The sequence below is a fragment of the Microlunatus endophyticus genome (assembly GCF_014646195.1).
In the GTDB taxonomy this organism is placed as follows: domain Bacteria; phylum Actinomycetota; class Actinomycetes; order Propionibacteriales; family Propionibacteriaceae; genus Microlunatus; species Microlunatus endophyticus.
This window is the reverse complement of record NZ_BMMZ01000016.1, coordinates 50,775-65,261: the sequence shown is the minus strand read 5'-3', so window position 1 is coordinate 65,261 and position 14,487 is coordinate 50,775. Positions and strand designations below refer to the sequence as shown.

The 14,487-nt window shown below is 69.2% G+C and carries 14 protein-coding genes; 6 read left to right on the top strand and 8 right to left on the bottom strand.

Annotation, left to right across the window (positions count from 1 at the left end; genetic code table 11):
- Positions 1-111 precede the first annotated feature (111 nt).
- Both IEY07_RS22155 and IEY07_RS22150 read right to left on the bottom strand, forming a co-directional pair.
- A complete protein-coding gene (locus tag IEY07_RS22155) occupies positions 112-1,638 on the bottom strand; it encodes a DUF7059 domain-containing protein (RefSeq protein ID WP_229670521.1) in 1,527 nt (508 codons plus the stop codon).
- A gap of 175 nt (positions 1,639-1,813) precedes the next feature.
- Positions 1,814-2,692, bottom strand: coding sequence for a universal stress protein (locus IEY07_RS22150; RefSeq protein ID WP_188898001.1), 879 nt, complete (start codon positions 2,690-2,692; stop codon positions 1,814-1,816).
- A 153-nt stretch (positions 2,693-2,845) separates the two neighbouring features.
- Between IEY07_RS22150 and IEY07_RS22145 the strand changes: the two genes are divergently transcribed.
- The 3 genes from IEY07_RS22145 to IEY07_RS22135 all read left to right on the top strand — a co-directional run bounded on the left by IEY07_RS22145 (position 2,846) and on the right by IEY07_RS22135 (position 5,673).
- Entirely contained in the window at positions 2,846-3,442 is a 597-nt protein-coding gene (locus IEY07_RS22145; RefSeq protein ID WP_188897999.1) for a TetR/AcrR family transcriptional regulator, read from the top strand.
- Positions 3,439-4,674, top strand: coding sequence for an MFS transporter (locus IEY07_RS22140; RefSeq protein WP_188897997.1), 1,236 nt, complete (start codon positions 3,439-3,441; stop codon positions 4,672-4,674). Before IEY07_RS22145 ends, IEY07_RS22140 begins: the two co-directional genes overlap by 4 nt.
- A gap of 120 nt (positions 4,675-4,794) precedes the next feature.
- Complete coding sequence (locus tag IEY07_RS22135) at positions 4,795-5,673, top strand: oxygenase MpaB family protein (protein WP_188897996.1); 879 nt, start codon at positions 4,795-4,797, stop codon at positions 5,671-5,673.
- Between the two features lie 3 nt (positions 5,674-5,676).
- On the opposite strand, the gene IEY07_RS22130 is transcribed toward IEY07_RS22135, so the two are convergent.
- Together IEY07_RS22130 and IEY07_RS22125 are read right to left on the bottom strand one after the other, a co-directional pair.
- Positions 5,677-6,693 carry a CPBP family intramembrane glutamic endopeptidase gene (locus IEY07_RS22130; RefSeq protein ID WP_188897994.1) on the bottom strand — a complete coding sequence of 339 codons (1,017 nt, stop codon included), beginning with the start codon at positions 6,691-6,693 and terminating at the stop codon, positions 5,677-5,679.
- Positions 6,690-9,035, bottom strand: a complete 2,346-nt coding sequence (locus tag IEY07_RS22125; RefSeq protein ID WP_188897992.1) for a sodium-translocating pyrophosphatase — start codon at positions 9,033-9,035, stop codon at positions 6,690-6,692. The genes IEY07_RS22130 and IEY07_RS22125 overlap by 4 nt, the downstream gene beginning before the upstream one ends.
- 181 nt (positions 9,036-9,216) lie before the next feature.
- Between IEY07_RS22125 and sftH the strand changes: the two genes are divergently transcribed.
- The 3 genes from sftH to IEY07_RS22110 all read left to right on the top strand — a co-directional run bounded on the left by sftH (position 9,217) and on the right by IEY07_RS22110 (position 12,316).
- Positions 9,217-11,553 (top strand): DEAD/DEAH box helicase, encoded by a 2,337-nt coding sequence (gene sftH / locus IEY07_RS22120; RefSeq protein WP_229670520.1) that lies wholly within the window; start codon positions 9,217-9,219, stop codon positions 11,551-11,553.
- A gap of 135 nt (positions 11,554-11,688) precedes the next feature.
- On the top strand, positions 11,689-12,096 hold the full coding sequence (locus IEY07_RS22115; RefSeq protein ID WP_444543331.1) for a hypothetical protein: 408 nt from the start codon (positions 11,689-11,691) through the stop codon (positions 12,094-12,096).
- A gap of 7 nt (positions 12,097-12,103) precedes the next feature.
- Positions 12,104-12,316, top strand: coding sequence for a DUF2804 family protein (locus IEY07_RS22110; protein WP_188897988.1), 213 nt, complete (start codon positions 12,104-12,106; stop codon positions 12,314-12,316).
- Positions 12,317-12,363: 47 nt separating this feature from the next.
- Here IEY07_RS22110 and IEY07_RS22105 read toward each other — a convergent pair whose 3' ends face one another.
- From IEY07_RS22105 to IEY07_RS22090, 4 genes are all read right to left on the bottom strand, one after another.
- Positions 12,364-12,780 (bottom strand): Rv3654c family TadE-like protein, encoded by a 417-nt coding sequence (locus IEY07_RS22105; protein ID WP_188897986.1) that lies wholly within the window; start codon positions 12,778-12,780, stop codon positions 12,364-12,366.
- Complete coding sequence (locus IEY07_RS22100) at positions 12,777-13,100, bottom strand: TadE family type IV pilus minor pilin (protein ID WP_188897984.1); 324 nt, start codon at positions 13,098-13,100, stop codon at positions 12,777-12,779. The genes IEY07_RS22105 and IEY07_RS22100 overlap by 4 nt, the downstream gene beginning before the upstream one ends.
- A gap of 134 nt (positions 13,101-13,234) precedes the next feature.
- Positions 13,235-13,489 carry a hypothetical protein gene (locus IEY07_RS22095; RefSeq protein WP_188897982.1) on the bottom strand — a complete coding sequence of 85 codons (255 nt, stop codon included), beginning with the start codon at positions 13,487-13,489 and terminating at the stop codon, positions 13,235-13,237.
- 163 nt (positions 13,490-13,652) lie between these two features.
- Complete coding sequence (locus tag IEY07_RS22090) at positions 13,653-14,486, bottom strand: type II secretion system F family protein (protein ID WP_188897980.1); 834 nt, start codon at positions 14,484-14,486, stop codon at positions 13,653-13,655.
- Position 14,487: the final 1 nt, after the last annotated feature.

The window sequence follows — 14,487 nt, the reverse complement described above, 5'->3', positions numbered from 1 at the left end:
CTGCGGCGCACCGTCTCGTGGCACAAGTCCGGACGTGTCTATATATAGGGGCGTTGTCAAATCCCTGGAGATCTGCGCGGCCCGGCGCTGGGCAACTCTGCTGCGGCAACTCTATGTCGTCAAGAGATTGTCCACGATCAACGGCCTGACGCCGTCGAGTGTCTCAGCAGCGAGCCGGTCCGCGTCGACTTCCAGGATCCCGGCGACCGCGACAACGATCTGCTGCAGAGTGAGGTCACCGTCGCAGGCGCCGAGCACTCCCGCCAGCGCGGTGTCGACGCGGACGGCCCGCCGGAGACCCCGTTGCTGACGGAAGACGATCGCCTCAGGATCCTCAGCTCCCGGCCGGCCGACGGTCTCCTGGCTGACGTCGGGTGCCAGCTTCCAGCGGGTCGCGAGCACCTCCGCATCCGACAGCCGGGTATTCAGATCGACCGCGTCGATGCGCGCGGCCCAGGCTGCGCCGATCGGCTGTTCGACCGGGTGCGGCCAGTCCTCGATGGTGACCGCGGGCGTCACACGACCGGCCTTGGTGACACTGAACCAGCCCATCCCGACCGACTCGATGCCGAGCTGGTCGAAGTAGTCGCACCACGTCTCGTACGCCTCCCGGTAGCCCGGATCACCGACCAGTCCGGCGTCGGCCAGCCAGATCTCGATGTATTCGAAGGCGTCCAGAGTCTCGCGGCGCAGGATGTGCGCATCGCAGCCGGTCGTCCGGACCCACTCGGCGAGCCGGTCCTGCCAGTCCTGGCCACGGAGCTGGGCCCAGTTGCCGAGCACCTGCAGCGTGCCGCCCGGATTGAGGTGGCGCGCCCCGTCGACCACGACCTGGCGGACCAGGTCGTCGGCGACCAGCCCCGCCTCGCGGTAGGTGAGCCGGAGGTCGGCACTGCCCGGCGGCGACATCACGTACGGCGGATTGGTGACGATCAGGTCGTACGCCTCCTCGCCCACCGGCTCGTACAGACTGCCCTCGCGGATCTCGACCGTTTCGATCCCGTTGAGCCCCATCGAGGCCCGGGCCAGCGCCAGTGCCCGGGTGTTGATGTCGGTCGCAACGACCCGTTGAGCGTGCCGGGCCAGATGCAGGCTCTGCACCCCGCACCCGGTGCCCAGGTCCAGCGCGGAGCTGACCGGGCGGCGGATGGTCAACTCGGCCAGCGTCATCGAGGCCGGCGAGACACCCAGGACGAAATCCGGCGCGACCGGTGTCATCGGCCCGTCCAGCCCGGGCGTCAGATCGGAGAAGATCCAGTAGTTCCCCGAGTCCTGAGCCGCGCCCGAGCCCTGAGCCTGTCGAAGGGCCTCGTCACTGGCGTACGGCCGCAGGTCGATCCGGGCGCGGACCCGGTCCTGGTCGGCCTCCAGGATCCCGGCAGCCAGCAGCGGACCAGTCAGTCCGGGCAGGGCCCGGTCGAGTTCGTCGGTGCCGACCGTCGACTGCAGCGGCCAGAGTCGGGCCAGGGTGGCTGCGGGGTCGTCGACGCCCCGCAGCGCCCGGAGTGCCGGTGTGGTGTTGTTGCGCCCGAGCGCGGCATGCGCCGAACTGCCGACGAGTTCCAGGATCCGGTCGACGGTGTAGTCCGCGTCGCGGAACCGGTCGCGGAGCCGGGCAAGATCATCGTCACTGAGCACGACAGTCACCGTAACGACTCACCGTAACGACTCCCGGGCGGCCTCGGGACAGTGGTCGATCGATCGGCGGTGGAATCGATCCGAGTGATCTTGCGCCAGCGCGTGATGCCGGCGGTGGTGCCGAAGGGCCCAACCCGCAGCGAGACGCCGGAAGAGTGCCAGAGGTCAGTGCACCTCAGTGCGGGAGATCGACGACCACGACCGGGCGGTCGGCGTCGGAGAGGACCTGGCGGCTCACCGAGCCGAGGAACAGCCGCTTGATGAAGCCCTTGCCGTGCGAGCCCACAACGATCAGTTGGGCATCCTTGGACTGCTCGATGATCGCATTGGCGGGCGAATCCTCGACCGCGACCTTCTCGACCTCGACGTTCTTGGTCTCCTCGGTCACGGCCCGCTCGAGTGCGGTGGTCAGGACGCGTTCGGCCTCCTGGGCCTCGGAGGTCTGCAGCGCGACCAGCAGTTCCGGCTCGACCGGGGCGGCCAGGGCCGGCGCCCGGTATGCACTGACCGCACGGACCGACGTCTTGCGGGCCGCGGCCTGGGCGAGGGCGAACGCCAGGGCCGCGGTGCCGAACTCGGAATCGTCGACACCGACCACGATCGGACCACCGGTCGGGCGCTCCTCGTGCTCGCTGATCACGAACACCGGGCAGGACGCCTCGGTCGACAACCGGCTGCTGACCGAGCCCAGGAAGGCACCCTTGACCGCACCGAGGCCGCGGCTGCCGACGATGATCGCGGCGGCGTCCTCGGAGGCACTGATCAGCACCCAGGTCGGGTTGCCGATCACGGACTTGGTCGTGGTGGGCAGGTCCGGGTGGCTGTCCTTGACCTTGGCGGCCGCCGCGGTGAGCAGTTCGTCGCCGTAGTGCTGCAGCACCTCGATCTGCGGGCCGGCGATGGTCATGCCGTAGAAGTCGACATCGGTCGGCAACTCGACCGCATAGACGATCTCCAGCTCGCCGTCGTGCAGCGCCGCTTCGTCAGCCGCGAACTCGACCGCACGTTGGCTGATCGCCGAACCGTCGATACCGACCACGAACTTGTTGCTCATGAGCACTCCCTCGTCTGAAGCCTGATCAGCCCGCCGAAGCAGAGCGTACGCTGCAGCATTCCAGAGGACGCACAGAGTCCGCTCCCGGGGACCCAGCGTCTCACGAATCAGATTCTGGACAGATCAGTCCATAACCCTGGTACGGTTGCCGCCATGTCTCGCCCTCGCGGCTTCCGTACCGAGACCGTCGTCGATGCGGCGATCGAGCAGTTCCGGAGCAGCTCCTATGCCGCCACCTCCACCGACGACCTGTGCTCGGGCACCGGTCTGTCCCGCAGCAGCCTCTACAACACCTTCGGCAACAAAGCCGCCATGTACCAGGCCGCGCTGCAACGCTACGACGACACCGGCCGGGGCCGCGCCGAACGCTTCCTGGCGGCCGAAGGCACCGGTCGCGAGGTCGTCGAGGCCATGCTGCGCGACACCATCGAGCAGCAGCGGGACGCAGCCGACCGCCGGACCTGCATGGTCCTGGCCGCCTCGGTCGAGCTCGGCGACGACGACCCGCAGATCGCCGAACTGGCCCGGCAGAATCTCGACCGCTACACCGCCACCCTGACCGCACTGATCGAGCGCGGCAAGGCCGACGGCTCGATCACCAGCACCATCGGCTCGGCCGAACTTGCCGGGATGCTGCACGCCATGATCAACGGTCTGCAGATCGCCGGCCGGGTCCACACCGACCAGGGCGACGACGCGAGGATCGACCGCACCCTCACCTCCGCCCTCTCCCAGTTGCTGAGCCGATGAATTCCCCGAACACCAGGCCGCCACTGGCGGTCTACGTCCTTGCTGCCGCGATCTTCGCCCAGGGAACCTCCGAATTCATGATCGCCGGGTTACTGCCCGGCCTGACCCGCGATCTCGGTGTCAGCGTGCCGCGCGCCGGGATGTTGATCACCGCATTCGCACTCGGCATGATGATCGGCGCGCCGGTGATGACCGTGCTGACCTTGCGGCTGCCCCGCAAGTTCACGCTGCTGGTCGCCGCCGGCGGCTACGTGATCATGCACCTGGTCGGCGTCCTGATGCATGGCTACGCCGGCCTGATGATCACCCGGATCGTCGCGGCGGTGTTGTACGCGACCTTCTGGTCGGCCTCGGCCGTCGTCGCCACCCGGCTTGCCGGGCCGCGGCTGCTGGCCAGATCCCTGGCCCTGCTGGTCGGCGGGCTGTCGGTCGCCAACGTGATCGGCGTACCTGCCGGGACCTGGCTTGGTGAGCGGTACGGCTGGCGCGCAGCCTTCGTCGCCGTCGCGATCGCCACTGCGATCAGTGCCGTTGCGATCGCAGTGCTGGTGCCCGACACCGACACCCGCAGCTCCGTCCGCCTCGGTGCACTGATCCGCAACGAGGTCGGCGTCTTCCGGTCCGGTCGGCTGTGGCTGGCACTGCTGACCACCGCACTGTTCCAGGGCGGCGTCTTCGCGGCGTTCTCCTACTTCGCTCCGCTGCTGATCAACGTCACCCAGATCACTGTCGGCCGGGTGCCGATCTACCTGCTGCTGTTCGGTGTCGGCGCCCTGGCGGGCACCAGCCTCGGCGGACGGTTCGCCGACCGCGGCCCGCTGGCGAATGTGATCATCAGCCTGGTCGCGACCCTGCTCGCCTCCGGCCTGCTGTTGGCGACCTCCGCGTCGCCGATCGGCGTCGGCATTGCGATGATCTTGTACGCCCTGGCCGCCTTCTCGATCGCCGGCGGACTGAACGCCCGGGTGATGGGATTCGCCGGCTCGGCGCCGACGCTGGCTGCCGCTGTGAACACCAGCGCCTTCAACGTCGGCAACGCCGTCGGTCCGTGGTTCGGTGGCCTGGCCATCACCGCAGGACTGGGCTTCCGCTCCCCGATCGGCGCCGGGATGATCATGCTCGGACTGTCGCTGCTGGTGGCGATCGCCTCCGTGATCATCGAACGCCGCCAGGTGCCGAAGCCGATCCCGGTTGCCGCCGGCAGCCGTGAGCCGGCGACCTGCGACGCCTGAGCCGCCTGGCCCTCCTCGTACGCGAGCCGCACCGGGTACCGGGATCCGCACCAGCTGCAGCAGGTGCGGATCGCGCCACGTGGTGCGGATCCGTGAGGTCGGCTGGGTAGCCTGGGATCCATGCCGGGGAATCCGTTACGCAGTTTGCGTTCCCGGATGGTCCGGGAGGTCACCGACCGGCTCACCGGGGGCGGGTCACCTGCCGTCCGGGCAGCGGACCTGGGCGAGCCGTGGCTGCCACCTGACTCGCCGGTCCGCGAGGTGCACGGCGACATCGCGATGTTGGTCGGCGGCCTGCGGGCCCTGTTGCTGCAGTCGTTGCACCCGGTGGCGATGCAGGCGGTCAGCGATCATTCCGGCTACCGCTCCGATCCGTGGGGACGCTTCCGCCGAACGGCGGCGTTCATCGGCGCCACCACCTATGGCAGTGTCGACCGGGCCGGGGAGCAGATCGCCCTGGTGCGCCGGATCCACGATCGCGTCACAGGTCAGATGCCGGACGGTACGCCGTACCGCGCCGATGATCCCGAGTTGTTGATGTGGATCCACGTCGCCGAGGCGGACAGCTTCCTGGCGGCCAACCAGGCATTCGCGCGCAACCCGTTGCCCGCAAGTCGGATCGACCGCTATCTCGCCGACTTCGCCCGCACCGCCGAGGCGCTCGGGGTCATCGACCCACCACGTACCCACGACCAACTCAATCGCCGGGTGGCCGGTTTCCGGCCGCTGCTCCGCGGCAGCGAACCGTCCCAGGACGCCGCCCGGCTGCTGCTGTGGGATCCGCCGATCTCCGGTCCGGCCCGGGCCGGCTACCGGGTGCTGGCTGCAGGTGCCGTGGCCACGCTTCCCGCCTGGGCCCGATCGGAGCTTGGGCTGCCGACGGTGGTGATCATGGACCGCGTTCTGCTGCGTCCGACCGCGCGGGCACTGATGGTCACCCTGGATCGGGCGTTCGAGGCCGAGGGATTCGGACGCTCCGCCGCCGACGTACGGTCCTGAGCGCTACTGCCACCGTGGCGCGTTGCCACCCACCGGCTGGCCCGCCACCAGCGACCGCGGGTGGTACAGCCGTTGGAGGCGTACGCGCTTGGCCTGCCAGAGGATCAGCGCGACACACAGGCCGTTGACCACCAACGTGGACAGCGGCTCGATCGGGCTGCCGACGGTGGCCGAGCTGACGAAGGCGGCGTTCCAGCCGCCGAAGAGCAGCGTGGCGATCATCAGCAGTACGTTGTTGGTCGCGTGCAGCGCGATCGAGGCTTCCAGGCCGCCGGTCCGCCAGGCGGCGATGCACGACGAGAGCGCGAAGATCGCCAAGTCGGAAAAGACCCACGGGTCATGGCTGCCGTGGGCCAGTGCGAAGAAGATCATCGACGGGATGATCGCAACGATCAACCCGATCCGCGGATTCTTGAACCAGGCGCCGACATTCTGCAGGACCAGGCCGCGGAAGGCGTACTCCTCACCGGCCGACTGGAACGGGATTCCGATGATCACCATGATCAGCAGGATGCCCCAGTGCGCCGGTCGCGGGCTGGTGCTCGAGTCGACCACGAACTGCAACACCAGGTAGATCACGAAGACCGGCACGGTGACCATCAGGCAGCGCAGCAGCCAGCGCCAGCGGAATCCACCGGCCACCGAGGCCAGGTAGCGCGGTCGTACCCCGTTGACGATCCAGCTGGCGAACATGGCCGACGGGATCAGCCCGACCAGACCGATGATCACCACGCTGAAGGTGAGCGGTCCCATCGAACTGGTGTCGGACAGCTTCTGCACGACCCGGCTGACGTCGGTACCGGTGAGGACCGCGATCGCGCCGACCACGAAACCGGCCACCACCTGCACGACAAGATCGAACGCGACGCACAGCAACAGCGTCAGCAGCGGACGCCACCAGGCGTAGCGTCCGCCGCGGACCAGCTGCTGGTATTCGACCGGCAGGGTCGGCATCGGATCCTTGACCCGGGCCCAGGCGGGGACCGGGTAACCCGGGGGAAGCCCGCCTGGTGCGCTCACTCCGCCTTGTCCGCCGCGAGTTCCGGCTCGCCCGTGCCGGTGCCGCTGTCGTTGGTCGGGGCGTCGTCGTCGGCGATGCCGACCTCGCGACGGCTGCTGATCACGACCACCACCACGATGACGGCGAAGGCGACCAGGGCGATGACGTAGCGCAGCGCGTTGGGCGAATCGGACAGCGAACCCATCGAGACGACGGCCGGCGCGATCAGCACGGCGACCAGATTCATCACCTTGATCAACGGGTTGATCGCCGGGCCGGCGGTGTCCTTGAACGGGTCGCCGACGGTGTCACCGATCACGGTGGCCTCATGCGCCGGCGAGCCCTTGCCGCCGGCGTAGCCGTCCTCGACGATCTTCTTCGCGTTGTCCCAGGCGCCACCGGAGTTGGCCAGGTAGACCGCCATCAGGGTGCCGGCAGCGATCGCACCGCCCAGGTAGCCGGCCAGCGCCGGTGCACCCAGGCCGAAGCCGACCGCGATCGGGGCCATGATCGCCAGCAGGCCCGGAGTTCCCAGCTCACGCAGCGAATCCTTGGTGACCATGTCGACCACACGGCCGTATTCCGGCTTGCCGGTGCCCTCCATGATCCCGGGGATCTCGCGGAACTGGCGGCGTACCTCGAAGACCACCGCACCGGCGGCGCGACCGACGGCGTTGATCGCCAGACCGGAGAACAGGAACACCACTGCAGCACCGGCGAGCAGCCCGACCAGCACGGCCGGGGCGTACACCACGGCCTGGTCGGTGAACTTGGTGTACGCCGCCCCGAGCACGCCGCGGATGTTGTCGGTGTAGGAGCCGAAGAGCGCGGTCGCCGCAAGGACGGCGGTCGCGATCGCGATGCCCTTGGTGATCGCCTTGGTGGTGTTGCCGACCGCGTCCAGCTCGGTGAGGATCTGGGCGCCGTCACCCTCGACATCACCCGACATCTCGGCGATGCCCTGGGCGTTGTCGGAGACCGGGCCGAAGGTGTCCATGGCCACGATCACGCCGACCGTGGTCAGCAGGCCACAACCGGCGAGCGCGATGCAGAACAGCGCGACGATGCCGGAACCGCCGATCAGGAAGGCGCCGAACACCGCGGCCGCGATCACCAGCGCGGTGTAGACCGCCGAGGACAGGCCGAGCGAGATGCCGGACAGGATCACGGTTGCCGCACCGGTCAGCGAGGTCTTGGCGACATCACGGGTCGGGCGATCCTCAGTGCCGGTGTAGTAGCCGGTCAGCGACAGGATGATCACCGCGAGCAGGATGCCGATCAGCACCGAGATCAGGGCGACCACCCGCGGGTCGTCGATCGGGCCGTTGTACGTCGTACCGGCCGGCAGGTGCAGGGCGGCGAAGCTGGACGGCAGGTAAACGAAGGACGCGATCGCCACCAGGACGGCAGAAATCGCCGCCGACACGTAGAAGGCCCGGTTGATGGTGCGCAGCCCGTTCTCACCGGTCCGCGGCCGGGTCAGGAAGATTCCGATGATCGCGGTGATCACGCCGATGCCCGGCACGATCAGCGGGAAGATCAGTCCGTCGGCGCCGAAGGCGGCCTTGCCGAGGATCAGCGAGGCGACCAGGGTCACGGCGTAGGACTCGAACAGGTCGGCCGCCATACCGGCGCAGTCGCCGACGTTGTCACCGACGTTGTCGGCGATCGTCGCGGCATTGCGCGGGTCGTCCTCGGGGATGCCCTGCTCGACCTTGCCGACCAGGTCGGCGCCGACATCGGCGGCCTTGGTGAAGATGCCGCCACCGACCCGCATGAACATGGCCAGCATCGCGGCGCCGAAGCCGAAGCCTTCGAGGATGGTCGGGGCGTCACTCTTGAAGATCAACACCACCAGGGATGCGCCGAGCAGGCCGAGGCCGACGGTCGACATGCCGACGTGGGCGCCGGTACGGAAGGCGATCCGCATCGCCGGGTTGCGACCGTCCTCCCGGGCAGCCGCGGCGACCCGGACGTTGGCACGGACCGCGAGCCACATGCCGAGGTAGCCGATGATCGCGGAGAAGAACGCGCCGACGAGGAAGGCGATCGAGCGGGCGATCCGCAACAACAGCTGCGACGTGCCGGTGTCGGTGTGGGCCGGTAGCGCGAGCAGCAAGAGGAACGCGGCGACGGCGAAACCACCCAGGGTCCGGAACTGCCGGCCGAGATAGGCCGACGCACCTTCCTGGACCCCCTGGGCGATGGTCCGCATGTTCTCGGTGCCCTCGCCGGCGACCAGGACCTGTCGCCGGAAGACCAGTGCCATGGCCATTGCGATGAGGGCGATGACGGCGACGATCGCCACCACAGTGAGGTTGCCGGCCGTCAGTGAAACTTCGAGCGCGGTCGGAACGTACATATATGCACTCCTGGATGCTGCGGGAAGAGAGTTAGGGGCTGACTCCACGACGCGCCGTTGCGCGCAGCTTGCCCGGAGTCTAACGGTGCGCCACTGCGCCAGGCATGATCCGGGTCACAATTCTCCAGCGCGGCCACAGTCTGGATGCGGCGTTGTCGGTGCCGGGAGCGACACTGGGAGCGTGCATACGTCGGTGCGGTCCCCGCTGCCGGGCAGCCCGCTGCTCGACGGCGAGCAGGTACGCCATCGGCACCGGCTCCCGGAGCGGACTGCCGAGCATGCCGACTGGCCCGCCTGGTTGCCGGCCGAGGTCGTCGAGACCGTCCGGTCCCGCGGGATCGAGCGGCCCTGGACCCACCAGGTCGCGGTCGCCGACGCGGCCTACGGAGGTCGCCCGGTCGCCGTCACGACCGGCACGGCGTCGGGCAAGACGCTCGGCTACCTGATGCCGGTGATGGCTGCCACCTACGGCGGTGCCGCTGCCACCGCCCCGGTGCCGGTGACCGCCCGGGCCGAGACCCGGGCCCGGCTGATCCGGCCCCGCCGTCCGCACACCGCGCTCTATCTGGCGCCGACCAAGGCACTGGCCCACGACCAGCTGCGGGTCACGGGTGAATTCGGGGCCAATCGTCCGGGCCCAGGCGGCTGGCGGGTGGCCGCTGTCGACGGCGACTCGGACACGGCCGAGCGGGACTGGGCCCGCGATCACGCCGCGTACGTGCTGACGAATCCGGACTTCCTGCACTATTCGATGCTGGCCAACCACAGCCGGTGGGCGACCTTCCTGGGCAACCTGCGGTATGTCGTGATCGACGAGGCGCACCGCTACCGGGGCGTCTTCGGCAGTCACGTGGCCCAGGTCGTACGCCGCCTGCGCCGGCTGTGTGCCTCCTACGGCGCCAGCCCGGTTTTCATCATCGCCTCGGCGACCGTCACCGGCGCGGACCGGATGACCTCGGAACTGGTGGGGTGTCCGGCCGAGCAGGTGGTCGTGGTGGACCGGGACGCCTCGCCGCACGGCGCGGTCGACTTCACGCTCTGGGAGCCGGTGCAGTATCCGACCGACGAGGCGGCGCATCTGATGGCACAGTTCGTCGACGCCGGGCTGCAGACGGTGGCGTTCATCCCGAGTCGGCGGATGGCAGAGCTGACGGCGGTGCGTGCCCAGGAGCAGGTCGAGGCGCTCGGCGGTGAACAGGCCCGGATCGACTCGTATCGGGCCGGCTATCTGGCCTCCGACCGGAGAGCGCTGGAGGCGGGGCTCCAGGACGGTTCGCTGCGCGGGCTGGCCGCCACCAACGCGCTCGAGCTGGGCGTCGACGTGGCTGGTCTGGACGCGGTGATCATCAGCGGCTTCCCCGGCACCCGGTCGGCGCTGTGGCAGCAGGCCGGCCGTGCGGGCCGCACCGGACGGGATGCCCAGGTCGTGCTGATCGCTGCGCGCAACCCGCTGGACGCCTACTACTTCGACCATCCGGAACTGTTGTTCGACGAGCCGGTCGAACAAACCGTGCTGCATGCTGCCAACCCGTACGTCCTCGGGCCGCACCTGGCAGCGGCGGCCCAGGAGCTGCCGATCACCGAGGCCGACGGGGTCTGGTTCGGGCCGGAGATGATCTCCGTGCTGCGACGGCTGGAGGCCCAGGGCGTCGTCCGGAAACGGGCGGCCGGTTGGTTCTGGCCGCGGCCCGAGCGGGCCGTCGACGCCGTCGACCTGCGGGGTGCGGGCGGCCCCGTCGTGGAGATCGTCGAGATCGACAGCGGCCGGGTGCTGGGCACGGTCGACCAGGTCGGGTCCGACGGGACCGTGCACCCGGGCGCGGTGTATCTGCATCAGGGCGACAGTTATCTGGTCGAGGATCTGGACCAGGACGAGTGCGAGGCGCTGGTACGGCCGGCCCGGACCGGCTACTACACCGAACCGCGCGGCGCCCACGACGTGCAGATCGTCCAGGAGCTGCAACAGCGACCCTTCGGCAACGGGATCCTGCACTATGGCGAGGTGGATGTCTTCAGCCAGGTGATCGGCTACCTGCGCCGGGACGAGGTCACCTCCGACGTCTGGGACGAGACGCCGCTGGACATGCCCGAGCGGAGGCTGCGGACGACGGCCACCTGGTGGACCTTCGACGCCGCCTCGCTGGACCTGACGGCAGCACAGCTGGGCTCGGCGGCCCATGCCGCCGAGCACACGGCGATCGGCTTGCTGCCGATGTTCGCCCCCTGCGACCGCTGGGACATCGGCGGCCTGTCCACGATCCTGCATCCCGACACCGGGACACTGACGGTCTTCGTGCACGACGGCCATCCCGGTGGCGCGGGATTCGCCGAGCGCGGCTACCAGGTTGCCGAGGACTGGTGGCAAGCGACACTCGGGCGGCTCCAGTCGTGCCGCTGCGAGCTGGGCTGCCCGTCCTGTGTGGTGTCGCCCAAATGCGGCAACGCCAACCAGATGCTCGACAAGCAGGCCGCGATCTGGCTGCTGCACGATCTGCTGGATCCCGCGCCCAGCCGCTGACGGTGGCCGAGATCGCGTCAGACCGGGCTGGTCAACCCGCTCGACGCCTTCTCCGGACCGCGACGCGCCTGGGAACGCTTCCGGCTCAAGGAATGGGTCGGCTTCACCCTGATCCATCCCGACCGGGGTGGCGCCATGATCATCCAGGACGCCAAGTATCTGGCGACCTCGGAGATCTACGGCTACGACCGCGCCACCAGCGACCTGTACGAGCACAGCGCTGCGGCCCGCGGGCATGCCGTGTTGCCGTCCCGGCTGCTCGACGGCGGGCGATGCTCCTTCGCGGTCGACGGCTATCGCATGCAGTATGTCTTCGACCCGGATCGCCGCCAGCGCCGGATCATGATCGACATCGACGGGTCCGCTGCCGGGCCGGCGTTGCGTGGCGAGTTGGAACTGGACGCCGGACCCCGCCCGCACCCAACCTGCCGGCACCGAGGACGAATCCTGCCTCTGGATCCAGGACGGATCGACGGGGCCGGTCGCCGAACCACTCACGGACCTGACCTTCACACCGACCACGTCCGATCGCCCGGCCGGTGACGGGCCGGTGTCGACGCGGGTGGCCTCGGCCGACGGCCGGGTGGATCTGCTCTTCTCGCCCCAGGGTCGCAAGCGGGCCGAACACCAGTTGGTCGTTGCCGCTATGGACTATTTCCAGGAGTGCGGGACCTGGCACGGCACTGTCCGTGCCCTGGACGGCACCCGCTACGAGCTCAGCGGACGTCCGGGCGTGCTGGAACGGATGCACGCCCGGCTCTGACAGGTCGATGATCAACGACCGGCCCGGGGATGTGATCGGTTGGGTGATCATCGGACCGGGCCGGCATCGGCGGTAGCGGTGACCTGCTCCGGCAGCACCGGCACTCGGGTCGGCACCGGCGCCGAGATCTTCACCGACAGCACGAAGTCGGCTCGGTCGCCGACCACCGAGCAGTCGGTCAGCTGTTGATCATTCCGGTCCGCGAACTCCGTGGCCACGCCGCAGCCGTCCTGACCCGTCCCGTACGCCTGTGCCCCGGCGAGGGCAGCCAGGTCGGCTGCCGCGGCGGCCCGGTGCCAGGCCACGATGTAGCGGCCGAAGACACCGACGGTGGACGCCAGGCTCAGCATGAAGATCACCACGGTGAGCACCAGCAGCGTGCCGCTGCCCCGCTCCCGGTCCCGTCCTCGCGGCGGGTCGGTGGTGCCGCTTCTCCTGTGTCTGCTGCAGGTCCGTCCGCTCATCCCTGCTCCCCCGGTTCCCGCAGGGCGGTGGCATCGGCGGTCAGTGTGATGGCCGGGACGAAGTTGAACGGCTTGGACCTGGCGGTCACCTCGACGCCGATCTGATCGCCCTTGGTCGTGACTATGACCCTGACACCGTGTGGTGCTTCGGACTCCGCGGTGTGAACGGCGTCGTCGTCGCCGCGGGCCGCCTGCCTGGCCACGTCACGCGCGGTGTCGATGCATCCGATCTGCACCCCGAACAACAGGATCCCCCAGCCGAAGACCGCCATCATGATCGACACGATCAGAAAACCGAACACCAACTCGACCGTGACCATCCCGCGCTGCCGCCCTATGTCGGACCCGCTCCGAGCGCGTCGCCGGCCGGGCTGTCGGCGGTGCGGCCGGATGCCGGCGGGACGACACCCCGCCGACGATCGCGGCCTCATCCGGTGCCCACCGGCCCCCAGGTTCAGGCCTTCACCCCCTTGATCAGGCCGAGGATCCAGCTGACGAGCTGGACCAGCAGCGAGCCGATCGCCGGATTGTGGATCACCGAGACCACCACCGTGATGATCGCGATCACGAGGATGATCCCGAAGATGAACTCCACGGTGACCAGTCCCCGCTGTGCTCCGGACGAGGTGGTGCTCGACGAGACACTGCCCGACGAGACACTGCCCGACGAGACGCTGCCTGCTGTGTCGTGTGTGACGACCTGCGACATAAGAACTCCTTTGTGCATCGGCATCCCGGCTGGATGCATTTCCCCTGCACAGGAACACTGGGTCTGAAGTGCCTTCGTGATTCACCCGTCGCGGAATCTGTGGACACGGCTTCGAAGCAACCGAAGACCTGTGCATAACCAGCGCGAGCACGGTGCGGCCCGATCACTGCAGGGCCTGCACAATCCCGGACGCCGCGATCGGCACGATGCTGATCAACAAGAACGCCGGCACGAAGCACAACATCAACGGCGGCACCGACTTGACACCGACCGTCCGGGCACGGGCCTCGCGATCGCCACGCCGGTTGCGCCGGGCGATCGCGGCATGCCGTTGCAGGGTCGCGGCGATCATGGTGCCCGACTCCAAGGACCGGGCGAGGTCGACACTGATCGGCCCGAGCGCCGGATGGTCGCGCAACGACCGCCAGGCGGTCGCCTCGTCCCGGCCCAGGTCGATACTCGTGATCACCTGCTGCAGGTCCTCGGCCAGCGGACCGTCCAGCACCGCGAGCACCTCCCCGACCGCTGACCGCAGCGGCAACCCGGCCGCAATGGCAGCCGACAGCAACTCCAGCGCGGCAGGCAGTCCGTCCACGAGCCGTTGCCGGCGACGATGGTAGGCCGGCGTCTGCAGTCTTCCGGAGACCAGATAGCCGGCGGCAGCAGCAACCGGCGCCGCGAACCATGCCTGTGCCCCGACACCGGCGACGGCCTGCAGTCCGAGCGGCAGCACGACCGCGACGGCACCGGCAAGCGCCGCCCGCTGACCGGTCGGCGGCGAGCCCCGCCGTGGCGCGGCGAGCGCCGCAATCAGCTCAGCGACCGGTCGCGACCGAGCGCCTCCGGTCGGGCCACCCGGGTCCTCCCGGCCGGGGTGATCATGGTCACCGCTCGGGCGCAGCCGTCGTAACCCGGCCGCGGGCTCTGAGACCGCCCCGCCGACAGCCAGACCGGCGAGCACGACGGCCAGCACACCGTACAGCTGACTGATGATCATG

Excerpts from the sequence above, each read along its gene's own strand:
- IEY07_RS22100 (WP_188897984.1), bottom strand. The coding sequence starts at position 13,100 with ATGGTCACGGTCGAGTTGGTGTTCGGTTTTCTGATCGTGTCGATCATG.
- IEY07_RS22115 (WP_444543331.1), top strand. The coding sequence starts at position 11,689 with ATGATCATCCAGGACGCCAAGTATCTGGCGACCTCGGAGATCTACGGC.
- IEY07_RS22140 (WP_188897997.1), top strand. The coding sequence starts at position 3,439 with ATGAATTCCCCGAACACCAGGCCGCCACTGGCGGTCTACGTCCTTGCT.
- IEY07_RS22135 (WP_188897996.1), top strand. The coding sequence starts at position 4,795 with ATGCCGGGGAATCCGTTACGCAGTTTGCGTTCCCGGATGGTCCGGGAG.
- IEY07_RS22145 (WP_188897999.1), top strand. The coding sequence starts at position 2,846 with ATGTCTCGCCCTCGCGGCTTCCGTACCGAGACCGTCGTCGATGCGGCG.
- IEY07_RS22105 (WP_188897986.1), bottom strand. The coding sequence starts at position 12,780 with ATGAGCGGACGGACCTGCAGCAGACACAGGAGAAGCGGCACCACCGAC.
- IEY07_RS22090 (WP_188897980.1), bottom strand. The coding sequence starts at position 14,486 with ATGATCATCAGTCAGCTGTACGGTGTGCTGGCCGTCGTGCTCGCCGGT.
- IEY07_RS22125 (WP_188897992.1), bottom strand. The coding sequence starts at position 9,035 with ATGTACGTTCCGACCGCGCTCGAAGTTTCACTGACGGCCGGCAACCTC.
- IEY07_RS22095 (WP_188897982.1), bottom strand. The coding sequence starts at position 13,489 with ATGTCGCAGGTCGTCACACACGACACAGCAGGCAGCGTCTCGTCGGGC.
- IEY07_RS22150 (WP_188898001.1), bottom strand. The coding sequence starts at position 2,692 with ATGAGCAACAAGTTCGTGGTCGGTATCGACGGTTCGGCGATCAGCCAA.